Origin of the sequence: Laedolimicola ammoniilytica (assembly GCF_025567165.1) — a bacterium.
GTDB classification, from domain to species: Bacteria; Bacillota; Clostridia; order Lachnospirales; family Lachnospiraceae; genus Laedolimicola; species Laedolimicola ammoniilytica.
Window position 1 is genome coordinate 178,183 of the sequence record NZ_JAOQKC010000004.1, and the last position, 23,163, is coordinate 201,345.

Below are 23,163 nucleotides of genomic sequence, written 5' to 3' on the forward strand. Positions count from 1 at the left end.
TATGACGGAAAGAGATTACTGGCAGTGGTTTTGCAGCAGCCTCTTCTACGATCCCAGGCTGGAGCACAAGCTGCTGGGAAAATATGGAACCCCAGAACAGGTCTTTCGGTGCAGTGAAAAGGAGCTGTCGGAGAGCTTCCCATCTAATCAGGAAAAGCTGACGATTCTTGCAAAAAATCGGAAAAATTGGAAGTTTGAGCGGGAGGCGGAGCGTCTGAAACGTCTGGAACTCACTTTTGTAAGCCTGGTGGATCCGGCCTATCCGAAACGACTTCTTGGGATTCCGGACGCGCCCTGCGGCCTCTTTGTCCGGGGAAGCCTCCCGGAGGAGGAGAAGCCTGCAGTGGCCATCGTGGGAGCCCGTGACTGCACCGCATATGGCCGCCATCTTTCCGAATGGTTTGGCGGAGAGCTTGCGGCGGCCGGAGTACAGATTATAAGCGGCATGGCCCGGGGAATTGACGCCTGCAGCCATAGAGGAGCCCTGAAAAAGGGCGGAGCCACCTTTGCGGTGCTGGCGGGCGGTGCGGACATGTGTTACCCGGAATCCAACCGGGATATCTATATGGAGCTGGAACGGCGGGGCGGGATTATCTCGGAGAGCCCACCGGGCGTGCGTCCTCTGAAACACTATTTCCCGTTGCGAAACCGGATCTTGAGCGGCATGTCGGATCTGGTACTTATTATAGAAGCAAGAGTGAAAAGCGGCTCCCTCATCACAGCGGATTACGGTCTGGAGCAGGGGCGCGAGGTGTACGCGGCACCCGGACCTCTGGGAGAAGCTTTAAGCGCGGGCTGCAATAACCTCATAAGACAGGGCGCGGGAATTGCCATTTCTCCAGAGCAGTTGTTAGAAGTTCTCCATATTTTACCGGAATTTAACTGGGAAAAAACGCAAAAAAATAAAATTATGCTTGAAAGGTCAGAAAATTTGGTGTATAGTTGTTTACGCTTGCAGGCCAAAAACCTGGCGGAGATCTGTGGAGAGACAGGAATGCCGCCGGGCGAAGTCTTAAGCATTATGGCAAAACTGCAAATGAAAGGCTATGCAAAAGAAGTATATAAAAATTATTATACGCTTTCTTAGGGGCATTTGCAGCAGACAGCGGATATCAAAGAAAGAGAGTAAGTATTATGGCAAAGAATCTGGTTATCGTAGAGTCTCCGGCAAAGGTGAAGACCATCAAAAAATTCCTGGGCTCCAATTATGAGGTGCTGGCGTCCCAGGGTCATGTGCGTGATTTGCCCAAGAGTCAGCTGGGCTTTGACGCGGAGCACGACTACGAACCCAAATACATTACCATTCGCGGCAAGGGTGATATTCTTGCTAAGCTGCGCAAAGAAGCGAAGAAAGCAGATAAAGTCTATCTGGCAACCGACCCTGACCGGGAGGGAGAAGCGATTTCCTGGCATCTGTCCCAGGCGCTGAAGCTGGACCCAAAGAAAATGTACCGGATTACCTTTAACGAGATCACTAAGAGCGCGGTGAAGGAATCCCTGAAAAATGCCCGGGAGATCGATATGGATCTGGTGAACGCCCAGCAGGCCCGCCGGATGCTCGATCGTATGGTGGGTTATCGAATCAGCCCGATTCTCTGGGCGAAGGTAAAGCGGGGCTTAAGCGCAGGCCGTGTTCAGTCTGTAGCGCTCCGGCTGATTGCGGATCGGGAAGAGGAGATTAACGCGTTTGTACCGGAGGAATACTGGACGCTGGACGCGGATTTTCTGACAGATGGCGGGAAAAAGCCGCTGCAGGCGCATTTCTATGGAACGAAGGAAGGAAAAATGACAATCCGCTCCAAAGAGGAGATGGATCAGATCCTGAAAGAACTGGACGGAGTTTCCTATGAGGTCAGCGAGGTAAAGATCGGGGAGCGCGTAAAGAAGGCGCCGCTTCCGTTTACCACCAGTACCCTGCAGCAGGAGGCTTCCAAGACGCTGAATTTCTCCACCCAGAAGACCATGAGCGTGGCGCAGCAGCTTTATGAAGGCGTGGATATCAAGGGCAGCGGTACCGTAGCCCTGATTTCCTATCTGCGTACCGATTCCACCCGAGTGTCCGAGGAGGCGGCAAAGGCAGCCCGCGATTATATCTCTTCCAATTATGGAGAAACGTATGTGTCTGCCGGACACAACACGAAAACCAGCGGCAAAAAGATTCAGGATGCCCATGAGGCCATCCGTCCCACGGACCTGTCCCGGACTCCGGCGACGGTCAAGGATTCCCTGACCCGGGAGCAGTTCCGTCTGTATCAGCTGATTTGGAAGCGTTTCGCGGCCAGCCAGATGGCAGACGCAGTCTATGAGACCTCTTCGGTAAAGGTGGACGGAGGAAAGTACCGTTTCACTATGTCTGCGTCCCGGGTTACCTTCGACGGCTTTATGTCCGTCTATGTACAGGACGAGGAAAAGGAAGGGGACAGCCGTCTGCTGAAGGGGCTGAGCAAGGAAACGAAGCTGTCCTTGAAGGAATTTGAGAGCAAACAGCATTTTACCCAGCCGCCGGCCCATTATACCGAGGCTGCGCTGGTGAAGACGCTGGAGGAGCTGGGTATCGGACGCCCCAGTACCTATGCGCCCACCATTACGACGATCATCGCCCGCCGCTATGTGTCCAAGGAGAATAAAAACCTGTATCTGACCGAGCTTGGCGAGGTAGTCAACAATATGATGAAGCAGGCCTTCCCCAGCATTGTGGAGACAGATTTTACCGCAAATATGGAAGGACTTCTGGACTGTGTAGAAGAGGGAACTGTCAACTGGAAGACGGTCGTGGAGAACTTCTACCCGGATCTGGAAAAAGCCGTGGAGGCTGCGGAAAAGGAACTGAAGGAAGTAAAGATTGAGGACGAGGTGACGGACGTGGTCTGCGAGGAATGCGGACGCCATATGGTGATCAAATATGGTCCCCATGGACGCTTCCTGGCCTGCCCGGGCTTTCCGGAATGCCGCAATACCAAGCCTTATCTGGAAAAAATCGGAGTACCCTGTCCCAAGTGCGGAAAGGATGTGGTGCTGCGCAGAACCAAAAAGGGAAGAAAATACTACGGTTGCGAGAACAATCCGGAGTGCGATTTCATGTCCTGGCAGAAGCCCTCGAAGGAGAAGTGCCCGGTCTGCGGCAGCTATATGGTAGAAAAGGGCAACAAGCTGGTCTGCGCCAATGAGACCTGCGGTCATGTGATGCCGAAGAAGAAAGACGAGTAATGATTGCCTGTACAAATAGTGCTGAGTAGTCAGAAAATTTAGAAAAAATAGCTTGAAAAACGGGTAGAATTGTGATAAAATTCATATAAATTCCGAGTTGTTATAAAAATAAAGTGAAAAAGAGAGAAATCACATTTTTGAAATCACGCTTTCAGAAAGAAAATACAATGGAGGGAACAGAGTGAGCGTACAATTATTGGATAAAACAAGAAAAATCAATAAGCTGCTGCATAACAACAATTCCAGCAAAGTGGTATTCAACGATATCTGTGAAGTACTGACAGAGATCCTGAATTCCAACATTCTGGTCATCAGTAAGAAGGGCAAGGTACTGGGTATCAGCCACTGCGAGGGCGTGGAGGAGATCAAAGAGCTTATCGTGGACGAGGTTGGTGCACATATTGACGAAGCGTTGAATGAGCGTCTCCTGGGCATCCTGTCCACCAAGGAAAATGTAAACCTGCAGACCCTGGGCTTTGAGTCTGAGAACGTCCGCGACTATCAGGCTATCATCACTCCGATTGACATCGCCGGCGAGCGTCTGGGAACCCTGTTCCTGTACAAATATAAAGAGCAGTATGATATCGACGATATTATCTTGAGCGAGTATGGCACTACCGTTGTGGGCCTGGAAATGATGCGTTCCGTCAATGAGGAGAATGAGGAAGAAAAGCGGAAGGTTCAGATCGTGAAATCCGCCATCAGCACACTGTCCTTCTCCGAGCTGGAAGCCATCACCCATATCTTCGACGAGCTGAAGGGAAACGAGGGCATCCTGGTAGCCAGCCGTATCGCCGACAGCGTAGGCATCACCCGCTCCGTCATCGTCAATGCCCTCCGCAAATTCGAGAGCGCAGGCGTCATCGAATCCCGTTCCTCCGGAATGAAGGGAACCTACATTAAGGTCGTGAACGACGTGGTGTTCGATGAATTGGCGAAGCTGAAGAAAGAGTCTTAGATGGTAAGTTAAAAGAGAAAGGATAAAAACCATTTTATTATGTGAAAGCATAGTAAAATGGTTTTTTGCTTTTGCGCAAAGATAGTATAATTACAGGCCAAATAGGAGTGAAAATTGTTGAACTTGATAAAAGACCAGGGAGAAGCGATAATAAGGACAGGGATGAGATATGAATATTAGACAAAAATACGAACTGAAAATGTTGTCAGAAGACGGCAACATGGATATGGAAAAAATAGCAGAATTGTTTTCAATTCATCTGCGTACGGTACGTTATGATATCCAGATACTGAACGAATACCTGCAGCAAAAAACGGGAAAAGCCTGCATTGAAGTGACAAATAAAGTAGCGTCTATGCCAATTGGCGAAAATCAAATTCCGACAGCGGATTTGAATATCCGGGATTTCTATACAGATCGGATAAGCGCAGAGGAACGTATGCTACTGATGCTGTTTGATTTGTGCTGGCAGGAGGGATATAACACCATTCAGGAGCTGGCAGATAAGTATTGTGTGAGCAGAGCTACAGTAAATAAGGATATTGTGGCCATAAAAGAGTACTGTGAAAAAAACGACATTTCTTTTGCGGGAGATAGAGGAAAAGGCCTTTGTATAAAAGCGGATGAGGCGGAGCGAAGAAGTAGCCTGGCTAAAATTATCCGGGATTTAAATCAGATAAAACATGGAAATGAATATCAGGCCACAGATGTTTACAGACAATGGTTCATGGAAGAGGATTTGGAGGAAATCCGTCAGATAGTGGCTGAGGCGGAAGAAGAATTTTCCACATATCTTGCAGATGTGGCTTACGAGGCACTGGTACTTCATATAGCACTGTCGATCGAACGTTTCCGCAGCGGAGGGTGCTATGAAGAAAGGTTTGAAAAATTTGGGGCAGATATGGAAAGCATTCAGTACCGGATGGCCTGGCGGATTATCGGAAGGCTCAATCAAAATTTTAAAATAGAGCTTCCTGATACAGAAGTCCATTATGTGGCGCTTCATATTGGAGCAAAGTCCAGTGCTGCCATAAAAGAAAGAAGCAGTGGCGATATTTCACTGGAGTACTATTGCATCCGTATGATTTCACTTGTGGGAAGGAGAATAGGCTGTGATTTTTCAGAGGATGAGAAGTTATACGAAAGTCTTCTTCAACATTTGAACGTATGTATATACAGAAAAAATCCGGTATGCTTCTGGAAAATCCACTGAAGGAGGAATTGATTTGCAGTTATCCACAGTTGTACAGGGAAATCTGCAGTGTAGTCCGAAATGATATGGACTCTGGTATGATCGTGGACAGTGATGATGAGATAGCGTATATCCTGCTTCATTTTGCCACAGCCATGTATCGGAAAGAACAGAACAGAAGCAGGCTGGCCGATGTGGTGGTAGTCTGTGCTACCGGGATAGGAACGTCAGAACTGGTTGCAACCGGGCTTCAAAAAAAATTTTGTCTGAATATCAAAGGTGCGGTTGCAGAACATCAATTAAAACAGTTTCTGAAAAAAACAGAGGTGGATTTGATTGTTACAACTATTCCATTGAGGGAGGAGTACAACAGTGTACAGGTAAGTCCTGTTCTTAAAAGAGAAGATATAGCCCGAATAGGCAAAAGACTTCTGGATTTGGGATTTGATATACAAAAGCCGCTGGAAAATTATGCCCAGTGGAGCGATACAGCGAAGTGGTTGGGGCATCTGCTTCAAAATTATGCAGGACGCGATCAGGAGGATGACCTGAAACAGATGCTGAAAAATTTTCCATTGGAAGAAAGAAAAAAGAAAGAGGGGAAGCAGTATATGTTAAGTGAATTATTGGAAGAACAAAGCATGCGATTGGATGCAGAGTGTCAGGACTGGCAGGCGTGTATTTGGGAATCTGGGAAACTCCTGGTAGAAAAAGGAGATATCACAGAAGAATACATAAAAGCAGTGATAGATAACGTCAATGAGGTAGGGCCTTATATCGTGATTACAAAGGGCGTAGCTCTTCCGCATGCAACAAACAAAATCGGGGTTATCAGAACATCCATGTCGTTTGTAAGATTGAAGACTCCGGTAAATTTTGGAAACAAATCAAATGATCCCGTAAAATACATTTTTATGCTGGCAACTACAGATGCGGAGTCGCATCTGGGAGCGCTTCAGGATTTGGCGGAATTTTTGGAACAAAAAGAATTTGTGGCTGTATTGGAGGAGGCGAAGAAGCCTGCCGACGTTATTTCATATATTGTAACTCATGAAAGCAGCAGATAAGGAAGAAGGGAGGGAACAACTATGACACGCAGAAAAAAATGCCTGATTATGTGCAGAACCGGAATGGGAAGTTCTATGATGCTGAAAATCAAGGTGGAAAAGCTGATTGATAAGAAAGGATATCCGATGGATGTGACCCATGACGCATTCAGCGGTTTTGCCGGACAGCAGAATGTAGACCTGATCATTACAATGGAGGATTTGATTGATGAATTTAAAAATTCTCCGGCTTATGTAATCGGTGTAAAAGACATTATGGATACGGAATATCTGCAGCAGGAACTTGACAAATATTTTGCACAGACTGAATAACAGAAGAAAAAGGGGGATTAAAAATGGCAGTATTACAGTTTGTAGTTTATGACATTTTAGGAGAAGCATCATTGCTGATAGGCCTTCTGGCTCTGGCAGGCCTTCTGATTCAGAGAAAACCAGCGGAAAAGGTTATCGCCGGAACCATTAAGACAATTGTAGGATTTTTAATTTTTGGTATCGGATCTTCTGCGGCGCAGGGGGCACTGAATGGATTCCAGTCACTGTTTGTAACGGCTTTCGGGCTGGAGGGTGTAACTCCGATTTCTGAGGCGATTACAGCGCAAGCCCAGACGCTGTTTCCAATGGTTATTGCTCTGATTATGGTTGGCGGATTTATATGTAACCTGATTATTGCAAGATTTACGAAGTTTAAGTATATCTTCCTGACCGGAGGTCACAGTCTGTTTCTGTCCGCATTGTTGGCTGTTCTTCTGAAAGCGCTTGGTTTATCCGACGTGGCTGCAATTCTGGTAGGTTCGGTTATCCATGGCTTTGCGGCGGCACTGTACCCGGCGATTGCGCAGAAATCTATGAACGCAGTAACGGGAAGCGACGAGATTGCAATTGGTCATTACTGCACCCTGGCGTATGCTTTTTCAGGCTGGCTGGGAAGTAAGGTAGGAGATCCGAAGGACAGCACAGAGAATATCAATCTTCCCGGCTGGCTTTCCATGTTTAAGGATTATATCGTATCCGTATCACTGTCTATTGGAATTATTTATTATATCGCTGCAATTGTAGCGGGAAAAGCGGCAGTTGAGACTCTGGCAGGCGGAACCCACTGGCTGGTATGGCCGCTGATGCAGACCCTGACCTTTACCGGTGGTTTGTATGTAATCATTACCGGTGTAAGATTGTTCCTGGGTGAAATTGTTCCGGCATTTGTAGGAATTACAGAGAAGTTTATCCCGGGTGCAAAACCGGCTCTGGACTGCCCGGTTGTATTCCCGTATGCACCGACTGCGACAGTACTCGGATTTATCTCTGCATATGTGGCAGGACTGATTTGTATGTTTGTAATGGCGGCTATGAAAACAACTGTTATGATTCCGGTGGCAATTCCGTTTTTCTTTATCGGCGCTACAGCCGGTGTATTCGGAAATGCGCGCGGCGGTTGGAAGGGTTGCGTTCTGGGAGCATTTATTACTGGTATTTTGATTTCTGTAGGACCAGCTATTATTTATCCGATTATGCAGAGCGTGGGACTTTCCGGAACAAGTTTCCCGGAGACTGACTTCAATCTGATTGGAATTATTTTCAATTTCATCGGAAAAGCATTAGGTAAATGGTAAAAGCTATCGGAGGGTATAAGAGACATGAAAGACGCAAAGCAGTTGGAAAAGCTTGCAAATCAGAATCGAAAACATATCGTGGAAATGGTATATCGCGCCGGAGTGGGACATGTTGGAGGAGCCCTTTCTGTAATTGATATTCTGACAGCCATCTATGAAAATGAGGTTGATTTCAGGGAAAAGGAAAGAACACGGGTAGTGCTTTCCAAAGGACATGCTGTACCGGCAATTTATGCAGAACTGTCAGAAAAGGGTATCATTGATCCAGCATGGTTTCCTACTTTCCGGCAGATTAATTCCAGACTGCAGGGTCATCCTTTCACAAGAGATATTCCGGAAACGGACGGTACTACAGGGCTTTTGGGACAGGGCTTTTCCATGGCGCTGGGTATGGCATTGATGAAAAAACAGACTGGTGATACGCACAGAGTGTATGCGATAGCTGGAGATGGAGAAATGCAGGAGGGGCAGATCTGGGAGGCGTTGATGGCTGCGGCTCATTATAAGCTGGACAACCTGGTCTATATTGTAGATTATAACAAACTGTCTTCCGGTCATCCCACCAATGAGATTCTCAATCTAGAGCCCTTGAAGGAAAAATTATCCAGCTTTGGATATCATGTGATTGAGATCGATGGACATAATATGGAGCAGATTCTGGGTGCGCTGTCAGAAGCAAAAGAGACAAAGGGAAAACCGACGTTTATCGTTGCGAACACAGTAAAGGGAAAGGGTGTCAGCTTTATGGAAAATGTACCCAAATGGCATTCCAGCGGCCTGAGTGACGAAGAGTACGAGGTTGCGATGAAGGATCTGACGAAAAAAGAGGAGGAACTGGCGCATGCAGTATGATATGATTACGCTGAGAGAACTCGTCGGAAAGGTTCTGGTGGAGTACGGAGAAAAAAATCCGGATATCTGTGTCATTGACAGTGATCTGGCCAAATCCACGACTACCAACCGATTTCAGGAGGCTTTTCCGGAACGGTTTTACGAACTTGGTATCGCGGAGCAGAACGCAATGTCGGCAGCGGCAGGAATGGCGGCGGAAGGCAAAATCCCGTTTTACGTAAATTTCGCAATTTTCGTATCAGGAACCTGCTGGACACAGTTGAGACAGATTTGCTATGCAAATGCCAATGTAAAACTGATTGCTACGCATCCGGGTATGGACGGCAGTTATGACGGAGCGACGCATCATGCGGACGAGGATTTGGCGTTGATGAGAGTTCTGCCGAATCTGAAGGTACTGGTTCCGTCAAATCCGGACGAACTCAGAGAAGCGGTAAAAATAGCTCTTGCATATAACGGGCCTGTGTATATCCGATGTGCCAGAGACAGCGTTCCCAACCTTCCGGTAAAACAGCAGATGAAAATGGGAAAGGCAGTTGTGCTGGAAGATGAGGGTAATGATTTTGCGATGATTTATGAGGGTTCCACTACGGATTTGGCAATGCGGAGTTTCGAAGCCTATAGGGAAAAAGGAAAAAAGGGAAAGCTGATTAACATTTTTTCTGTAAAGCCTGTTGACAGAGAATTGATTCGCGCAGTAGCTGAGAAAGTTGAAAAAATTGTAACCATCGAAAATCATTCCATTATAGGTGGCCTGGGAGGCTTGGTTGCAGAGACTATTTGCGACATGCCGAAACATGCGCCATTGGCGAGAGTAGGAGTAGAAGACGTATTTACAGAATCCGGATCGCTGAAGGCGGTAAAAGAAAAATACGGACTGACAGTTGAAAATGTATTAAAGAAACTGGAAGAAGTATAAATAGGAGAAAAGGAAAACCCTGTCGAATGGCGGGGTTTTTCCTTTTCTAAAAAAACCATAAAATCCAAAAAAGCGGTTGACAAATTTTGAGGAAAGCATTAATATAATAACCGTAAGTTAGCACTCGTAGTGAGTGAGTGCTAATAATAAAAAGGATAAGAACAAGATCCAAGGAGGAATAGAAATGAAATTAGTACCGTTGGGAGACAGAGTTGTACTGAAGCAGTTTGAAGCAGAGGAGACTACCGCATCCGGAATTATTCTGGCAAGCAAGTCCCAGGAGAAGCCGCAGCAGGCTGAGGTTGTAGCAGTAGGACCTGGCGGAATGGTAGACGGAAAAGAGATTACCATGCACGTAAAGGTTGGCGATAAAGTTATCTATTCCAAGTATGCCGGAAATGAAGTAAAGCTTGGCGATGAGGAATACATGATTGTAAAGCAGAATGACATCCTTGCAATTGTAGAATAATATCTTTCGATATTATTCTTTGCCGAATGGCATCCTGAGCGGAGCGTGCATATCCGTCAGGATATGGCCGAATAATGATATAAAAATCTGAAAAAAGAAACTGGAGGAATTAAAAATGGCTAAGGAAATCAAATATGGCGTAGACGCCAGAAAAGCACTGGAAGCCGGTGTAGATAAGCTTGCAAATACCGTAAGAGTAACCATCGGACCGAAGGGAAGAAACGTAGTATTGGATAAGCAGTATGGCGCGCCCCTGATTACCAACGATGGTGTTACCATTGCAAAAGAGATCGAGCTTGAGGATCCGTTTGAGAACATGGGTGCCCAGCTGGTAAGAGAAGTAGCGACCAAGACCAATGATGTAGCTGGTGACGGCACCACTACAGCAACTGTTCTGGCACAGGCTATGATTCATGAAGGTATGAAGAACCTGGCAGCAGGAGCGAACCCGATCGTTTTGAGAAAGGGTATGAAGAAGGCGACAGACGCCGCAGTAGAGGCTATTAAGGAGATGAGCAGCCCGGTAACCGGAAAGCATCAGATCGCAAGAGTAGCAGCTGTTTCTTCCGGAAATGAGGAAGTTGGCAACATGGTAGCAGACGCTATGGAGAAGGTTACCAACGACGGCGTTATCACTATTGAGGAGTCCAAGACCATGAAGACCGAGCTGGATCTGGTAGAAGGTATGCAGTTCGACAGAGGATATATTTCCGCTTACATGGCAACAGACATGGAGAAGATGGAAGCAAATCTGGATAATCCGTATATCCTGATTACAGATAAGAAGATTTCCACAACCCAGGAGATTCTTCCGCTGCTGGAGCAGATCGTACAGTGCGGCAGAAAGCTTCTGATTATCGCAGAGGATATCGAGGGCGAGGCTCTGACTACTCTGGTTATGAACAAGCTGCGTGGAACTTTCACGGTAGTTGGTGTAAAGGCACCGGGCTATGGCGACAGAAGAAAAGAGATGCTGCGTGATATCGCAATCCTGACAGGCGCAAACGTCATCTCCGAGGAGCTGGGACGCGAGCTGAAGGATGCGAAGCTTGAAGATTTGGGTACTGCAAAGTCTGTAAAGATTCAGAAAGAGAACACCATCATCGCAGAGGGCGCAGGCTCCAAGGAAGATATCCAGCAGCGTATCGCTCAGATTCGCGCGCAGATCGAAGAGACCAAGTCTGATTTCGACCGCGAGAAGCTGCAGGAGAGACTTGCAAAGCTGGCAGGCGGCGTAGCAGTTATCCGTGTAGGCGCTGCAACTGAGACAGAGATGAAGGAAGCAAAGCTTCGTATGGAGGATGCTCTGTCAGCTACCAAGGCGGCTGTAGAGGAAGGTATCATCGCAGGCGGCGGATCCGCGTATATCCACGCAACCAAGCAGGTAGCGAAGCTGCTTGATACTACAGAAGGCGATGAGAAGACCGGTGTAAAGGTTATCCTGAAGGCACTGGAGGCTCCCCTGTTCCATATCTCTGCAAATGCAGGGCTGGAAGGCGCAGTTATCATCAACAAGGTAAGAGAGAGCGATCCGGGAGTCGGTTTTGACGCACTGAATGAAGAGTATGTGAACATGGTAGACGCAGGTATTCTTGACCCCGCAAAGGTAACAAGAAGCGCTCTGCAGAACGCAACCAGCGTAGCATCTACGTTCCTTACCACAGAGAGCTGTGTAGCAAACATTAAGGAAGAAACACCCGCAATGCCCGCAGGCGGCGGCATGGGCGGAATGATGTAACACATCAGCAGGAAACCAAGCGACCGGCATAGCTGGGCATTTGGTTTCACCTGATGTGTTAATGAGAAAACCACGTAAGTGGTTTTCGAATATAAGTCCAAGGAAGAAAAACAGGCGCCCCGCGGCAGGATTTAACCTGCCGCGGGGTATTTGCTTTGAAGCGGAAGGTTCGAACCGGGACGCTGGATCCGGGCTAAGAACTCCTTGCAATTTTCCCTGGTCCATGCTATACTTTATGGGAAACTGAACAACAAGCAATGGGGTGCTGGCAGAAGCTGGCTGAGATTTGGACTGGAACTGTTCATGACCCGATGAACCTGTTGGATAATGCCATTGTAGGGAGTGTATTTGTAATAATTGAGCAAACGAGCGCCCGGAGAATCCTGCAGAGCAGGATTCTATTTTATTTGCCCAGACTTCTAAAGGTTCAGTGAAAAAACATACTTTCAGGAGGAAAAGTAACATGACAACAAAAAAATGGGAATTAAAGGACATCATTATGATGGCGATTCTTGGAGTCGTATTTTCGGCCGTATATCTGGCGGTTTTTGACGGAGGAGTCGTACTTTCCACCGTACTTGCGCCTACAGGATTTTCCAATTTTTCCTTTGAGATTATCTACGGTGTATGGTTTATGGCGGCTACGCTGGCAGCCTACATTATCCGGAAGCCCGGCGTAGCACTGGTAACAGAGGTGCTGGCTTCTGCGGTAGAGCTTCTGATGGGCAATTCCGGCGGTGTAACCGTAGTTCTGACCGGAATGATTCAGGGTGCGGGCGCAGAGCTTGCTTTCGCTTTATTCCGCTATAAGAAATGGGATCTGGCAAGCATGTCCCTGGCAAGCGTATTTTCCGCAAGCTTTATTTTCTGTTATGAGCTGTATTATCTGAACTATATTGCACTGGCTCCGGGACTTCTGATTGCCCAGCTGGCTGTACGCTTCGTGAGCGCCATTGTATTCTCCGGCGTGATCTGTAAGCTGGCAGGCGACGGACTGGCAAAGACCGGTGTAGTAAAGAGCTATGCCATCGGCGCGAAGGCTAAGATTGGCAAGGTATATGACGAGGAGGATTAAAATGGATAAGTTAAAGCTTGTTCTGGACTGGTTCCCGAATACGAACCATACGGGTTATCTGCTGGCTCAGAAGAGAGGCTGGTTTCAGGAGGCCAATCTGGATGTGGAGATCTTCGGTGAGGTACACGGAGAGATGGAGCTTCACGGAGGCGATTTCGTCTGCGGCCCGGAGATTGCCATGTTGGAATGCCGGGAGCGGGGAATCAATCTGACCGGTATCGCGGTTATGACCCAGAAGTGTGATTCTGGTATTGTGTCTCTGAAGGAAGCAGGGATTACCCGCCCCAGAGAGCTGGAGGGAAAACGTCTGACCCATTGGACTCCGGCCTGGTTCCATGCAACGATTCGCCGCGTGGTAGAGGCAGACGGTGGTGATTATGATAAGATTAACCTGGTAAATCTGGATGTGGGAGATATCGTAGCGACTCTGGGAGATGTAGCAGACGCCACCTGGGTTTATGAAAACTGGGAAAATCAGGTATTGCTGGAGGCTGGCAAGGAAATCAATTATTTCAATCTGGGAGATGTGGATCCTATCTTTGATTTCTGCGCACCGGCCATGGCAGCTTCCGAGGAAGTCCTGCGCGACAGACCGGATGCAGTCCGCCGCTTCCTGAAGGTTGTAGATCGGGCTTACCGTGAGGTAGCTGCGCATCCGGAAGAGACCGTGATGGAGGTACGCGATATGCTGCCGGCAGACGCAACAGAGTCTCTGCTGATCCGCAGTCAGAAGCATCTGGCACCGATTCTTCTGGACAAGGAAGGACGTTGGGGAAGAATTGACGCCCAGAGATGGAACCGGATGGCAGATTTCCTTGTAGAGTGCGGCGTAATTTCCGGAAGAACCGAGCGGGAATTCACCAATGAGTATTTTGAAGCATGAGTATCAGAATCGAGCATTTAAAATTTACCTATTTTGAAGATCGAAAGGATATCCTTTCGGATTTATCTGCGGAGTTTGACGCCGGTGAGATTACCATTCTCACCGGCGCTTCCGGGTGCGGAAAGTCTACCCTTTTGTATCTGGCGGCGGGAATCTACCCGCACAGCGCCGGAGTGCTGCGCTCCGGAACGCTGGAGGTGGAGGGCGTTCGACCGGACAGCCTGACGCCGAAGAAACGGTGTACCCTGGTGGGCATGATGTTCCAGAACCCGGAGCTGCAGTTCTGTATGGATACGGTGGAGCATGAGCTCCTGTTCTGCCTGGAAAATATCTGTACGCCGCGGGAAGCTATGATGGAGCAGGTGGAGAAGGCTCTGGCATTTTGTGAAATCTCCCATTTGAAAGAACGGACCCTGCACAGTCTGTCCGGCGGAGAGAGACAGAAGGTGATGCTGGCCTGCCTGACCCTGCTGGCGCCGAAATGGCTTTTGCTGGACGAGCCGTTTGCCAATATTGACGACGCTTCTGCCCGTATGATTGCGGGAAAATTAAAGGAACTGAACCGGACCCGGGGAATAGGAATTCTGGCGGTGGATCACCGGCTGGAGAACTGGCTGGGTATCGCAGATCAGGTACGGGTCATGGAAAATGGCGTTCTGCGTCCGGAAGTGATGGATGCAAATACACTGGATCCGGAGCTTTTGAAGGAGCTTGGCGTTATCGTGCCGGGAGAAGCCTATGAGCCAAAGCTTCCAAAGGCAGATCCGGGAGATGTGGTGCTGGAATTAAAGAATCTGACGCTTCGTCATCAGAACAACGTTATTTTCCGGAATGTGAACGGCTCATTCCGCTCCGGCTGTATTTACGCAGTCCTGGGAGAAAGCGGCTGCGGGAAGAGCAGCCTGTTCGGAGCTTTATCCGGTCTTTATTCCTATCAGGGGCAGGCGCTGCTTCAGGGCCGGGATCTCCGAAAGCTTCGAAAAAAAGATTTGGGAAAAATTGGATTTGTCACACAGAATCCCCAGGATCAGTTTGTGAGCGATACGGTAAGGGAAGAGATTCTGGTGGGACTGAAAAAGCGGGAGGACGCGGAAGAAAAAACCGAGGAAATCCTGCGGGGCATCCGGCTCTGGCGCTACCGGGATATTTCTCCCTATATGCTGAGCCAGGGACAGCAGCGACGCCTGGGCGTGGCAGCTCTGATGGCTTATCCCTGTAAGGTGCTGGTCTGCGATGAGCCGACCTATGCTCAGGATCGGAATAATACGGCGGCGATTATGGATTCTCTCTGCAGACAGGCAAGAGAGCATGGAGTGGCGCTGATTTTTTCCACTCATGATCGACAGTTGGCGCAGGATTACGCAGACGAGATCCTGGAACTGAAGGGAGGAAGCTTATGCGTACACTGAATCCGGCTATAAAATTTGTGACACTGCTGGGTGTGACCTTCGTACTGGCGTTCCGGTATGAGCCGGCGCTGAATCTGGCTGTCTTTTTCCTGTGTATGGCAGCTTTGCTGTGTTCCAGGGTAAAGTTAAAGACGCTGGGAATTCTGCTGGTTCCGATTCTGCTGGCTGCGGTTGGAATGTTTTTTACTGGCTACCGATTTTCTGCGGATGCTTCTATGCCGGTGGCAGCAGCGGATTTTATCGTCAGTGATTCCAAGGTATGGAATGGGATTGCCCAGGCCAGCCGGGTATTGGCCTATGCAGGCGTAGGGTTCCTGTTTACCCTGACGACAGACCGGATTTTGATGGTGAAATCCTTTGAGAAGCAGTTCCGCCTGCCGCAGGTCTGGGCCTACGGCCTTCTGGCAGCCTGGGGAATCTTTCCACAGGCGGTACAGGAGTACAAGCGAACCAGAGCGGCCTTCCGGGCCAGGGGAATCTCTGTGTTTCCCGTATCTCCGGCGCTTTTGAAGCCCTTGCTGGTAAAATCAGTCCGCTGGTCGGAGGAGTTGGCTATCGCTATGGAATCGAAAGGCTTTTCCGGCGAAGAAGAGCGGACGGAATATCTGGAAGTGCGGGTCCGGTTGCGGGACTGGATCTTCCTGGCCGGCTGTGTGGCATTGACCATTCTGTTCTGAGAAAATGATAGAATGACCGCGATAGAAAGACAAATGTTCGGAACGTGTGCAATTTATCGGAGACACAAAAGAACAGTAATTAAAAAATATTATGAATCAAAAAAAGCCGTTTTTGCGCGGCCTTTTTTGTGTTTTTTTTCGGCGAACATGTATTGACAATTCAGAATCTTTTCGTTAAGATAAGTTATTAATAACCGTCTTACACGGACACAAAAGAATATCAGAATAATGACTTGAGAGGAGAGAATAAAATGGGTAAGATTATTGGAGAGAGCATTACCTTTGACGACGTACTTTTGGTACCGTCCTATTCCGAGGTGATTCCGAATCAGGTGGATCTGACGACGCATCTGACAAAGACCATCAAGCTGAACATCCCGATGATGAGTGCCAGCATGGACACCGTTACCGAGCATCGCATGGCCATCGCCATGGCAAGACAGGGTGGTATCGGAATTATCCACAAGAATATGTCCATCGAAAAGCAGGCAGAGGAAGTCGACAAGGTAAAGCGTTCTGAGAACGGCGTTATCACCGACCCGTTTTATTTATCCCCGGAGCACACCCTGGCGGACGCCAATGAGCTGATGGCGAAGTTCCGCATCTCCGGCGTACCGATTACCGAGGGCCGGAAGCTGGTGGGTATTATCACCAACCGCGATCTGAAGTTCGAGACAGATTTTTCCAAGAAAATCAAAGAGTCCATGACCTCCGAGGGACTGGTTACCGCGAAGGAAGGCATTACGCTGGAGGAGGCAAAGGCGATCCTCGCCAAGGCAAGAAAAGAGAAGCTGCCTATCGTAGACGACGACTTCAATCTGAAGGGCTTAATCACTATCAAAGATATTGAAAAACAGATCAAGTACCCCAATTCTGCGAAGGACGCGAAGGGCAGACTGCTCTGCGGCGCAGGTGTCGGCATCACCAGCAATGCGCTGGAGCGTGTGGACGCCCTGGTAAAGGCGCAGGTAGATGTGATTGTGCTGGATTCTTCCCATGGACATTCTGCAAACGTTATCCGTTGTCTGAAGATGATCAAGGAAGCATATCCGGAACTGCCGCTGATCGCTGGCAATATCGCTACCGGCGAAGCAGCAAGAGACCTGATTGAGGCAGGCGCGGACGCAGTCAAGGTCGGCATCGGACCGGGTTCCATCTGTACCACCCGTGTGGTATCCGGTATCGGCGTACCGCAGATCAGTGCGATTATGGACTGCTATGAGGTAGCGAAGGAATACGGCATCCCGGTTATCGCTGACGGCGGTATCAAGTACTCCGGAGATATCACCAAGGCCATTGCCGCAGGTGCAAATGTCTGCATGATGGGAAGTATGTTCGCAGGCTGTGACGAAGCGCCGGGCGAGTTCGAGCTGTTCCAGGGAAGAAAATATAAAGTATACCGCGGCATGGGTTCTATCTCAGCGATGGAGAACGGCAGCAAGGATCGCTATTTCCAGGAGGGAGCAAAGAAGCTGGTTCCCGAAGGCGTAGAGGGCCGTGTGGCATACAAGGGAAGCGTAGAGGATACCATTTTCCAGATGCTGGGCGGACTTCGTTCCGGTATGGGACTCTGCGGAACACCGACCATCGAAGAGCTGAAGCAGAGAGGCCGCTTCATTAAGATTACCGCGGCGTCCCTGAAGGAGAGCCATCCCCATGATATCCATATCACCAAAGAGGCTCCGAACTACAGCACCGAGTCATAATAGAAGAGAAACGGATAGTATAGAAAGAAAAAGCCGGCATTCATATGTCGGTTTTTTCTTTTCTGTCAAAACCCGGCCTGAAATCCGTCCGCGGTTTCGAAAAAAGTTTTCATACGGTTCATAAAAAATTAAGTATTTTTTGTAGTAAATAGCAAACAAAATGCGTTATAGTAGATGTAACAACGTATTCAGTATACTTCATCGAATCTGCGAATCCCGTAATGATGAAGGGATGAAGGTGCTGAATCATTACGGGAGGAACGCGCATGCTGATGTATCTGTCCATACTGGACACCCAGGACGAGAAAGAAAAATTTACAGAGGTCTACGAGCAGTATCAGCATTTCTGCTGGTATGTGGCCAACCAGATGCTGGGCGACGATCATCTGGCGGAGGACGCCGTACAGGAGACCTTTCTGGCGCTGACCAGACATTTGGACAAGATTGAAGTTGTCGAGAGTTCCAAAACCCGAAAGTTTCTGATGACGATTGTGAAAAGCAAGGCCATCGACATTCTGCGAAAACAAAAGGGAGACCTGTCCGTGGAAGAGTTGGAGTACGACATTCCCGCCGGTCAGCCGGACGCCTTAAGCCAGTACATAACCAGAGAAAATTATAACGCCATCGTAGCCTGCGTATTGGAGCTGGAGGAGAACTACCGCGTGATTTTCGAATACAAATATGTACACGGGCTTTCGGACCGGGAAATCGGCGATTTACTGGGAATCTCTTCCAAAACCGTCAACGTGCGGTACTTCCGGGCGCGGAAAAAGCTTCAGAACATGCTGACAAAGGAGGTGGCAGGCAGTGCGGGACGATAAGAAACGGGAAGAACTGGAAAAGGAACTGCTTGCGGAGGCCGCCGACGAATGTATGGAGGAGCAGCTGAGCTTTATCCCCTCTGAGCGGGAAATCGCCCGGATGCATCGGTATTCTGAAGAATTTCAGGAGAGCATGCAGGAGCTTCTGGATGCGGGCGGCAGGCCGAAGCGGGAGAAAAGCACCATCACCAGCCGGGAATTTGTCTACAGCTTCAATAAGATTGCGGCTTGTATCCTGGCGGTGCTGGTGGTGGGCGGCGTCTGCACGGGCTTATTTCTGACGAGCGGAAAGAAGAGCGGGAGCGCTGACACAGCAGCTCCGGAGACGGCGTCGGCCGCGCAGGACAGCACGGAGGAGGCTGTGTTCGAAGACGTGGAAGACACGAGCGAAAGCGCCGAAGACACCACCGCTGCCGCATCTGCAGAAGAGAAAGAAGAAGCACCGGAGAAAATCACCTTCGCAGGCCGCGACATCTATCTGGCCCAGGAGCAGAGTGTAACCGGCGAGACCGAGAGCGTGAAGACCCTGGTGTCCAGCCCCGTGATTGCAAGAGAAGCGAAACTGGTAAAAATCACAATCGGTAACATCAGTGAGACGCCCATTTCCTATAACGCCAATATGGAATTACAGGTACAAAGCGGAGGAGCCTGGTATGTGATACCCAGAAAGACCGAGCCCGTCGGGCAGGATACCACGGTGGTGCTGGAGCCCGGCATGGCCCAGGATGAAGAGCTGGAACTCACAGCCTACGACCTGGACTATGACGCGGACGCCTACCGGATTATCACCTACGTGGACGGCGTACCCTTCAGTGCCGGATTCCGATTCGAGAGCGTAGAACAGGGATTGGAAGAAGAATTGGAGGTAAATAAATGAAAAAGAGAGCATGGATCATGGCTATCCTGATGGCAGGCGCACTGGCGGCAGGCTGCGGCGGAGCATCCAAAGATACCATGAGTGCTGCCAGCGTAACCGAAGAAGCCGGCGCATATGAAAATGAAGCCTGGGACGACGTGGCGGAAGACGGCGCAGTCACCGCCGAATCCGGCATCGAGATACCGACGAACACCAGCCAGAAGCTGATCAAAACCGTCACTCTGAACATGGAGACCAGAGAATTTGAGACAGTACTTTCCGGTATCCAGGCCAAAGTTACCGAGACCGGCGGATACACGGAAACCTCTGAGGTAAACGGAACCAGCTACTACGGAAGAGGAAACCGCTCTGCCTGGCTGACCTTACGCATCCCCGCCGATAAGCTGGACACCTTCATCACCACCGTCAGCGGCCTTGGCAACGTCACCAGCAAAAGCGAAAGCGTCGATGACATCACTCTGCAGTACGTAGACACCGAAAGCCACAAACAAGCCCTGGAGACCGAACAGGAGCGTCTGCTCACTCTCATGGAACAGGCCGAAAACATGGATGACATCATCAAAATTGAAACCCGTCTGTCCGAAATCCGCTACGAACTGCAGCGATACGAATCCACCCTACGCACCTACGACAACCAGGTCTCCTACAGCACTGTCAACATCAGCCTCTACGAAGTAGACCGCGAAAGCGCCCCGGAAAAACAAAGCTTCGCAAGCGAGTTAAAAACCCGCCTGGCCGACAACCTCTATCACATCGGACAGGGCTTACGCAGCTTCGCTATCTGGTTCCTGGCCTCCCTGCCCTACATTGCGATTCTCGCAGCGGCGGCCTTCGTCATTATAAAAATCGTGCGGAAAATAGTATGGAAGAAACCGATTTTCCACAAAAAAGAAGAACCCAAAGAGTAGAACCTGACGATACCCCGCCATCCTCCCGACCGGGAAAGGCGGGGTATTACTTTTCCTCTTCACTGTTTAAAAAAAATCTGGTATAATGATCATAATTGGCTAAGTTTCGTGATTTTTTCAAAAACCCCAAAATCAGACAAAAAGGGAGGCTCCACGCCCATGAAAACCCCGGATCCCTCATTCCGATATCCCATAAAAAAAGGAGCCTATCATCGCCCCGGCATCGAACGCCAGGGTGCGTGGATAAGCTTTACTGTCGCCGTTCCTGCCGAAAAGGACTGCGCGCTGCTCTTATATAAAAAAGGAAAAAAAGAAGCTGAAATCGAAATCCCCATGGAACACAGCACCCGCTACGGCGATCTGCGTTCCGTCGAGATCGAAAATCTTCCGAACGAAAAATACGAATACAACTACCGCATCGCAGGCGCCATTGTGACAGACCCTTACGCCCGCCGCATTGCCGGCCGGGAAACCTGGGGACAAGCATCTGCCGGAGAGGGCGTTTTGCGCGGTTGTATCATATCCGATGACTTTGACTGGGAGGGCGACGAACCCTTGCAGATCCCCTATACAGACGTGATTGCCTATGCGACCCATGTACGCGGTTTCACCAGGCACTCCACCTCCGGCGTCCGTGCAAAAGGCACCTTCGCCGGTGTACAGGAAAAGATCCCCTATCTGAAGGCACTGGGAATCAATCAGCTGGAGCTGATGCCTGTCTACGAATTCGCGGAAGTGGAAGCCTGGGATGAAAAGCGCCCGCCCATCCGGAGAGGTGGAAAAGCCGACGAACCCCTGATGAATTACTGGGGCTACGCCGACAGCTACTATTTTGCTCCGAAGGCCTCCTATGCGTCCTCCAAGGATCCGGTGCGCGAGTTGAAAACCCTGGTAAAGGAGCTTCATAAAAACGGCATCGAGCTGGTGCTGGAATTCTATTTCCCAAAAGGGATACAGACGGCCCGGGTGCTGGACTGCATCCGCTACTGGGTCCTGAACTATCACATCGACGGCGTTCACGTAAACCGGGATCACACGCCGGTGGAGGCTCTGGCCCAGGAACCGCTTTTCAGCCATACGAAAATCATGTCCGAGGGCTTTGGACTGGACGAAATCTACGATGGCCGCACCGTACCCGCCTTCCGCAATCTGGCGGAATATAACGATGGTTTTCTGATGGATATCCGTCGTTTCCTGAAGGGCGACGAGGGCATGATTCCGGCCTTTATCTGGAGAGAACGGAAGAACCCGGAGCGCCACGCAGTCATGAACTATCTGGCCGGGCACAACGGATTTACCCTGATGGACGCGGTGTCCTATGACGAGAAGCATAACGAGGCCAACGGCGAGGATAACCGGGACGGCACCGATTACAACTATAGCTGGAACTGCGGCGAGGAGGGCCAAAGCCGTAAGAAAAAGACCCTGGAGCTTCGTTCCAGACAGCTTCGCAACGCTTTGGTTATGCTGTATCTGGGCCAGGGCGTGCCGGTGCTGTACGGCGGCGACGAGCGCGGCAACAGCCAGTCCGGCAACAATAACGTTTACTGTCAGGATAATGAGCTTTCCTGGATCAAATGGAAGCCGGGCAAGACCTGGGAATATCTGGAAGAGTATGTGCGGCAGTTGATTGCTTTTCGGAAAAAGCATCCGGTCTTTCATCAGGCGGCGGAGCTTCGGCAGACGGATTACCTGTCCTGCGGCCATCCCGACGTGTCCTATCATGGGAAACGGGCCTGGCTGGGAGATTTTGAAAATTACAGCAGGAGCGTCGGCATCCTCTATGCGGGGGAATATGTGGCGGCTAATTCCGAAGGAAACGAGAGCGACGATTCCTTCTACGCAGCGTACAATATGCACTGGATTCCCCACGAATTCGCATTGCCGAAGCTGCCGGGCGGACAGGTCTGGACTGTTGCCCTGGATACCGGAGCAGAAGGTACGGATGGAATCTGCGCGGATGGCAGCGAAGAAGTGCTTCCGGATCAGCGCACCGTGACCGTCCCGGAGCGGACCATTCTGGTGCTGCGGGGACGGTCTAAGGGGAACCGGAAAATGGTGGCAAAGAGACCGGAAGAAGCGAAGGAGCAGACAAAACAGGCAGGAGCAGAGGCAGAATGAAGGCTTGGAAACATTTTTGCACTATCACGGAACATAAAATCATGGTCATGCGGCATTGCTTTAAGATTGGGCTGTACCGACAGGGACTGCTGCACGACATGTCCAAATATACGCCCACGGAATTTATTCCGGGCTGCAAATACTATCAGGGCTACCGGAGCCCCAACAACGCGGAGCGGGAGGAAAAGGGCTATTCGGCGGCCTGGCTGCACCACAAGGGCAGGAATAAGCACCATTATGAATACTGGATCGACTACAGCTTGGGTCCGGTGAAGGGCATGACCGGCATGAAGATGCCCAACCGCTACGTGGCCGAGATGATGATGGATCGGATGGCCGCGTCCAAGATCTACAATAAGGGTCATTATGACCAGCATGAGCCATTGGAGTATTACGAAAAGGGTAAGGATTCTTACATGATCCACGATGAGACCAGGGCGCTCCTGGAGCATCTCTTACATATCCTGGACGGGCAGGGTGAGGAAGCGCTGTTCGCCTACATGCGCGCGCATATAGTGGGCAAGAAGGAATACCCGAAGATCCCGCCCCGGCCCTGGCAGCTGGTGGGCGACGGGCATTATATTTCGGACGAAGAGGTTCTCCGGCTTCAAAAGCAGGAAAATACGTCTGGAAAATAAAAAAGGAAATCGGAAACCGGCGCAGAATATTATAAGTAG

The 23,163-nt window shown here is 49.7% G+C and carries 20 protein-coding genes and 1 pseudogene; all 21 read left to right on the forward strand.

Translation table 11 applies throughout. The annotated features are described in order from the left end of the window. Nucleotide 1: 1 nt before the first annotated feature. On the forward strand, nucleotides 2–1,087 hold the full coding sequence (dprA, locus tag OCV63_RS04625; RefSeq protein WP_158362386.1) for a DNA-processing protein DprA: 1,086 nt from the start codon (nucleotides 2–4) through the stop codon (nucleotides 1,085–1,087). Between the two features lie 47 nt (nucleotides 1,088–1,134). Next, nucleotides 1,135–3,207 carry a type I DNA topoisomerase gene (gene topA / locus OCV63_RS04630; RefSeq protein ID WP_158362388.1) on the forward strand — a complete coding sequence of 691 codons (2,073 nt, stop codon included), beginning with the start codon at nucleotides 1,135–1,137 and terminating at the stop codon, nucleotides 3,205–3,207. A 181-nt stretch (nucleotides 3,208–3,388) separates the two neighbouring features. Next, nucleotides 3,389–4,165, forward strand: a complete 777-nt coding sequence (gene codY, locus OCV63_RS04635) for a GTP-sensing pleiotropic transcriptional regulator CodY (RefSeq protein WP_158362390.1) — start codon at nucleotides 3,389–3,391, stop codon at nucleotides 4,163–4,165. A 169-nt stretch (nucleotides 4,166–4,334) separates the two neighbouring features. Further along, a complete protein-coding gene (locus OCV63_RS04640; RefSeq protein ID WP_158362392.1) occupies nucleotides 4,335–5,378 on the forward strand; it encodes a BglG family transcription antiterminator in 1,044 nt (347 codons plus the stop codon). Further along, nucleotides 5,357–6,424, forward strand: coding sequence for a PTS sugar transporter subunit IIA (locus tag OCV63_RS04645; RefSeq protein WP_262670643.1), 1,068 nt, complete (start codon nucleotides 5,357–5,359; stop codon nucleotides 6,422–6,424). Before OCV63_RS04640 ends, OCV63_RS04645 begins: the two co-directional genes overlap by 22 nt. Nucleotides 6,425–6,445: 21 nt before the next feature. Then, nucleotides 6,446–6,736: a PTS sugar transporter subunit IIB gene (locus tag OCV63_RS04650; RefSeq protein ID WP_158362396.1), complete on the forward strand. Its 291-nt coding sequence runs from the start codon at nucleotides 6,446–6,448 to the stop codon at nucleotides 6,734–6,736. 23 nt (nucleotides 6,737–6,759) lie between these two features. Then, a complete protein-coding gene (locus tag OCV63_RS04655) occupies nucleotides 6,760–8,031 on the forward strand; it encodes a PTS ascorbate transporter subunit IIC (protein WP_158362398.1) in 1,272 nt (423 codons plus the stop codon). Between the two features lie 24 nt (nucleotides 8,032–8,055). Beyond that, entirely contained in the window at nucleotides 8,056–8,883 is an 828-nt protein-coding gene (locus OCV63_RS04660) for a transketolase (protein ID WP_158362400.1), read from the forward strand. Continuing rightward, nucleotides 8,873–9,802 carry a transketolase family protein gene (locus OCV63_RS04665; protein ID WP_158362402.1) on the forward strand — a complete coding sequence of 310 codons (930 nt, stop codon included), beginning with the start codon at nucleotides 8,873–8,875 and terminating at the stop codon, nucleotides 9,800–9,802. Before OCV63_RS04660 ends, OCV63_RS04665 begins: the two co-directional genes overlap by 11 nt. Nucleotides 9,803–9,986: 184 nt before the next feature. After that, a complete protein-coding gene (locus tag OCV63_RS04670; protein ID WP_158362404.1) occupies nucleotides 9,987–10,271 on the forward strand; it encodes a co-chaperone GroES in 285 nt (94 codons plus the stop codon). A 115-nt stretch (nucleotides 10,272–10,386) separates the two neighbouring features. Beyond that, nucleotides 10,387–12,009, forward strand: a complete 1,623-nt coding sequence (gene groL / locus OCV63_RS04675) for a chaperonin GroEL (protein WP_158362406.1) — start codon at nucleotides 10,387–10,389, stop codon at nucleotides 12,007–12,009. 463 nt (nucleotides 12,010–12,472) lie between these two features. Further along, entirely contained in the window at nucleotides 12,473–13,084 is a 612-nt protein-coding gene (locus OCV63_RS04680) for an ECF transporter S component (protein ID WP_158362408.1), read from the forward strand. A 1-nt stretch (nucleotide 13,085) separates the two neighbouring features. After that, the gene (locus OCV63_RS04685) at nucleotides 13,086–13,967 is read left to right on the forward strand and encodes an ABC transporter substrate-binding protein (protein ID WP_158362410.1); all 882 of its coding nucleotides are present in this window, start codon (nucleotides 13,086–13,088) and stop codon (nucleotides 13,965–13,967) included. Continuing rightward, complete coding sequence (locus OCV63_RS04690; protein ID WP_158362412.1) at nucleotides 13,964–15,376, forward strand: ABC transporter ATP-binding protein; 1,413 nt, start codon at nucleotides 13,964–13,966, stop codon at nucleotides 15,374–15,376. The genes OCV63_RS04685 and OCV63_RS04690 overlap by 4 nt, the downstream gene beginning before the upstream one ends. After that, nucleotides 15,364–16,053, forward strand: coding sequence for an energy-coupling factor transporter transmembrane component T family protein (locus tag OCV63_RS04695; protein ID WP_158362414.1), 690 nt, complete (start codon nucleotides 15,364–15,366; stop codon nucleotides 16,051–16,053). The genes OCV63_RS04690 and OCV63_RS04695 overlap by 13 nt, the downstream gene beginning before the upstream one ends. Nucleotides 16,054–16,304: 251 nt before the next feature. Continuing rightward, complete coding sequence (gene guaB / locus OCV63_RS04700) at nucleotides 16,305–17,759, forward strand: IMP dehydrogenase (RefSeq protein ID WP_158362416.1); 1,455 nt, start codon at nucleotides 16,305–16,307, stop codon at nucleotides 17,757–17,759. A 266-nt stretch (nucleotides 17,760–18,025) separates the two neighbouring features. Then, a complete protein-coding gene (locus tag OCV63_RS04705) occupies nucleotides 18,026–18,580 on the forward strand; it encodes an RNA polymerase sigma factor (protein ID WP_158362418.1) in 555 nt (184 codons plus the stop codon). Then, nucleotides 18,567–19,457, forward strand: coding sequence for an immunoglobulin-like domain-containing protein (locus OCV63_RS04710; RefSeq protein ID WP_158362420.1), 891 nt, complete (start codon nucleotides 18,567–18,569; stop codon nucleotides 19,455–19,457). The genes OCV63_RS04705 and OCV63_RS04710 overlap by 14 nt, the downstream gene beginning before the upstream one ends. Beyond that, the gene (locus OCV63_RS04715; RefSeq protein WP_158362422.1) at nucleotides 19,454–20,365 is read left to right on the forward strand and encodes a DUF4349 domain-containing protein; all 912 of its coding nucleotides are present in this window, start codon (nucleotides 19,454–19,456) and stop codon (nucleotides 20,363–20,365) included. The genes OCV63_RS04710 and OCV63_RS04715 overlap by 4 nt, the downstream gene beginning before the upstream one ends. Nucleotides 20,366–20,524: 159 nt before the next feature. Then, entirely contained in the window at nucleotides 20,525–22,486 is a 1,962-nt protein-coding gene (locus tag OCV63_RS04720) for an alpha-amylase family glycosyl hydrolase (protein ID WP_158362424.1), read from the forward strand. After that, nucleotides 22,483–23,013 (forward strand): annotated as a pseudogene (locus OCV63_RS04725) (DUF5662 family protein); the annotation flags it as partial. The gene OCV63_RS04720 and the pseudogene OCV63_RS04725, both read left to right, overlap by 4 nt. Nucleotides 23,014–23,163: the final 150 nt, after the last annotated feature.

Excerpts from the sequence above, each read along its gene's own strand:
- OCV63_RS04645 (WP_262670643.1), top strand. The coding sequence starts at position 5,357 with ATGCTTCTGGAAAATCCACTGAAGGAGGAATTGATTTGCAGTTATCCA.
- OCV63_RS04670 (WP_158362404.1), top strand. The coding sequence starts at position 9,987 with ATGAAATTAGTACCGTTGGGAGACAGAGTTGTACTGAAGCAGTTTGAA.
- groL (WP_158362406.1), top strand. The coding sequence starts at position 10,387 with ATGGCTAAGGAAATCAAATATGGCGTAGACGCCAGAAAAGCACTGGAA.
- OCV63_RS04715 (WP_158362422.1), top strand. The coding sequence starts at position 19,454 with ATGAAAAAGAGAGCATGGATCATGGCTATCCTGATGGCAGGCGCACTG.
- OCV63_RS04685 (WP_158362410.1), top strand. The coding sequence starts at position 13,086 with ATGGATAAGTTAAAGCTTGTTCTGGACTGGTTCCCGAATACGAACCAT.
- OCV63_RS04690 (WP_158362412.1), top strand. The coding sequence starts at position 13,964 with ATGAGTATCAGAATCGAGCATTTAAAATTTACCTATTTTGAAGATCGA.
- OCV63_RS04665 (WP_158362402.1), top strand. The coding sequence starts at position 8,873 with ATGCAGTATGATATGATTACGCTGAGAGAACTCGTCGGAAAGGTTCTG.
- OCV63_RS04695 (WP_158362414.1), top strand. The coding sequence starts at position 15,364 with ATGCGTACACTGAATCCGGCTATAAAATTTGTGACACTGCTGGGTGTG.
- OCV63_RS04705 (WP_158362418.1), top strand. The coding sequence starts at position 18,026 with ATGCTGATGTATCTGTCCATACTGGACACCCAGGACGAGAAAGAAAAA.
- OCV63_RS04655 (WP_158362398.1), top strand. The coding sequence starts at position 6,760 with ATGGCAGTATTACAGTTTGTAGTTTATGACATTTTAGGAGAAGCATCA.
- OCV63_RS04660 (WP_158362400.1), top strand. The coding sequence starts at position 8,056 with ATGAAAGACGCAAAGCAGTTGGAAAAGCTTGCAAATCAGAATCGAAAA.
- dprA (WP_158362386.1), top strand. The coding sequence starts at position 2 with ATGACGGAAAGAGATTACTGGCAGTGGTTTTGCAGCAGCCTCTTCTAC.
- topA (WP_158362388.1), top strand. The coding sequence starts at position 1,135 with ATGGCAAAGAATCTGGTTATCGTAGAGTCTCCGGCAAAGGTGAAGACC.
- OCV63_RS04680 (WP_158362408.1), top strand. The coding sequence starts at position 12,473 with ATGACAACAAAAAAATGGGAATTAAAGGACATCATTATGATGGCGATT.
- OCV63_RS04720 (WP_158362424.1), top strand. The coding sequence starts at position 20,525 with ATGAAAACCCCGGATCCCTCATTCCGATATCCCATAAAAAAAGGAGCC.
- guaB (WP_158362416.1), top strand. The coding sequence starts at position 16,305 with ATGGGTAAGATTATTGGAGAGAGCATTACCTTTGACGACGTACTTTTG.
- OCV63_RS04640 (WP_158362392.1), top strand. The coding sequence starts at position 4,335 with ATGAATATTAGACAAAAATACGAACTGAAAATGTTGTCAGAAGACGGC.
- OCV63_RS04650 (WP_158362396.1), top strand. The coding sequence starts at position 6,446 with ATGACACGCAGAAAAAAATGCCTGATTATGTGCAGAACCGGAATGGGA.